Consider the following 2595-nt stretch of genomic DNA (forward strand, 5'->3'; position numbering starts at 1 on the left):
GTAACCATCAACCAAGGTGGTATCGATGCCGGCAACACTACTATTAAAAATGTTGCTCCAGGTAAGAACGGTACCGATGCGGTTAACGTTGACCAGCTGAACCAAAAATTCGGCGATGTGAACAGCAGTGTGAACAAGGTTGACAACAACGCCCGCGCAGGTGTGGCTCAAGCTCTGGCTACTGCCGGTCTGCCACAAGCTTACTTGCCAGGTAAGAGCATGCTGGCTATCGGTGGCAGTCACTACCGCGGTGAAACCGGTTACGCTGTCGGCCTCTCTAGCATTTCCGATGGTGGTCACTGGATCATCAAAGGTACTGCTTCCGGCAACTCACGTGGTCACTTCGGTGCTACCGTAGCAGTTGGTTACCAATGGTAATCTGACTTTCAGACGGCCTGAAAAGGCCGTCTGAAAAGACGAAGTAAAGTAAATGCGGCCTAATTTAGGCCGCATTTTTTTATGCTTAGATTATGTGTTGGTTTTATTCGATGAATTAATCGTTATAGTAGCTAAAGAGAAATGAATATATCTTTAGCAATCTGTTGCAATGTAAAAGGCCGTCTTAAACATCATTTGATGTTTCAGACGGCCTTTCATTTATTCACACTATACGCCATTAATCCCAAATATTTGCGCGTTCTACTTCTTTCCATGCGTCTAGAATCAGGCTGCCGTCGTTGTCTTTTAGCAAGGTGGCATCTGAGAGCATACGGCGCCAAGTGCGGGCATTTTTTAGGCCGTGCATTAAGCCTAGTGCATGGCGGACGATATGGCGTAGGATGGTACCGCGCTCTGAGGCGATTTGTTCGCGGCTGTATGCGTATAGCCAAGCTGCTAAATCTGCGTATTGGATTGGTGCGTGTGTGTTGTTGTAAAACAGTGCATCCCAATCGCGCATCAGCATCGGATTGTGATAAGCCTCGCGCCCGATCATGACGCCGTCGACAAATTTCAGATGTTCGGCGATTTCTTCATTGGTGGTGATGCCGCCGTTAATCAAAATTTCTAAGTCGGGGAACTCTTGTTTCAAACGGTAGACGTATTCATATTTGAGTGGCGGAACTTCACGGTTTTCTTTCGGGGATAAACCGTCCAGCCAAGCATTACGCGCATGGACGATAAATGTGCGGCAGGCTGTTTTTTCACGAAGCGTGCCTACAAAATCTGCCACGACTTGATATTCTGTTTGTCTATCTACGCCGATGCGGTGTTTGACTGTTACCGGAATTTCAACTACATCCTGCATCGCGTTCAAACAATCTGCCACCAAATCTACATCATTCATCAGGCAAGCGCCGAAAGCGCCTTTTTGTACGCGTGGGCTGGGGCAGCCGCAATTTAGGTTGACTTCATTATAGCCATATGTCTCAGCCGCTTTGGCAGCGATTGCCAAGTCATGCGGATCTGAGCCGCCAAGCTGTAAAGCGACCGGTTGCTCGCCTTCGTTGAAACTCAAGAAGCGGTCTTTATCTCCGTAAACCACTGCGCCTGAATTGACCATTTCGCTATACAGCCAAGCATTGCGTGTAATTTGTCGCGCCATAAAGCGATAGTGTCTGTCTGTCCAATCAAGCATAGGTGCGACAGACAAGCGGCGGGAAGGTAGGGAAGAGGCAGACATTGAGATGACTTTCAAACAAAATAACGCATTATATAGCGTATTAAATTGACTTTCGATATCGGCCGGTAAATCAAAATGATATATAAGGTATCACTGGGTGCAGCTGTGTTGTAGCTGAGGCTAAATCCATTCATAGTGGTGGAAATCCAATATTCAGACGGCCAAATAAGTTTTAAAATGTCAAACAACAAACCATTAGAATGATAAGGAAAAAAAAACATGGCACAATTTTTCGCCATCCATCCCGATAATCCCCAAGACCGCCTCATCAAACAAGCCGCCGATATTGTCCGCAGTGGCGGCGTTATCGTTTACCCTACGGATTCCTGCTATGCGCTAGGTTGCAAACTCGGCGACAAAAACGCGATGGAGCGCATTCTCACGATTCGCAAAATCGATCAAAAACACCATCTGACCCTGATGTGTGCCGATTTGAGCGAATTGGGTACTTACGCCAAAGTAGATAATGCCCAATTCCGCCAGCTTAAAGCAGCTACGCCCGGCAGCTACACCTTTATCCTGCAGGCAACCAAAGAAGTACCGAATCGCACGCTTCACCCCAAGCGCAAAACCATCGGCCTGCGTGTTCCCGATAACGCCACCGCCTTGGCACTTTTGCAAGAATTGGGCGAACCTATTTTAAGTTGCACCCTCATGCTGCCTGAAGACGACGAGCCATTGACCGATCCATACGAAATCCGAGACCGTCTTGAGCATGCTGTTGATTTGGTTATTGATGGCGGCTGGTGCGGTACTGAGCCGACGACGGTTATCGATATGACCGATGGTACTGAGCTGATTCGTCAAGGCAAGGGCGATATTGCCGTATTCGGCTTGTAAAACCATTTGTAGAAACTAGTAGCGTTGTTTACAGTATTTCCAGGAGAATACTGAAACATGAACATGCACAAAAACACCCGTCTCACCCCGCACCACCGCCAAGCCATTTGGCTGGCCTACACGCAGGGGAAGGA

The 2595-nt window shown here is 47.9% G+C and carries 3 protein-coding genes and 1 pseudogene; 3 read left to right on the forward strand and 1 reads right to left on the reverse strand.

Annotated features, from left to right (window positions below; all coding sequences use genetic code 11):
- A partial coding sequence (locus ACTHUT_RS17740; protein ID WP_440419244.1) for a YadA family autotransporter adhesin occupies positions 1 to 378 on the forward strand: 378 nt, incomplete at its 5' end.
- Between the two features lie 238 nt (positions 379 to 616).
- Here ACTHUT_RS17740 and dusA read toward each other — a convergent pair.
- Entirely contained in the window at positions 617 to 1621 is a 1005-nt protein-coding gene (dusA, locus tag ACTHUT_RS17745) for a tRNA dihydrouridine(20/20a) synthase DusA (RefSeq protein ID WP_167480324.1), read from the reverse strand.
- Between the two features lie 219 nt (positions 1622 to 1840).
- On the opposite strand from dusA, the gene ACTHUT_RS17750 reads away from it, so the two are divergent.
- Together ACTHUT_RS17750 and ACTHUT_RS17755 are read left to right on the forward strand one after the other, a co-directional pair.
- Positions 1841 to 2461 carry an L-threonylcarbamoyladenylate synthase gene (locus ACTHUT_RS17750; protein WP_003680049.1) on the forward strand — a complete coding sequence of 207 codons (621 nt, stop codon included), beginning with the start codon at positions 1841 to 1843 and terminating at the stop codon, positions 2459 to 2461.
- 57 nt (positions 2462 to 2518) lie between these two features.
- Positions 2519 to 2595: pseudogene (locus ACTHUT_RS17755) on the forward strand (helix-turn-helix domain-containing protein); the annotation flags it as partial.

The sequence above is a fragment of the Neisseria sp. P0022.S010 genome, assembly GCF_051956635.1.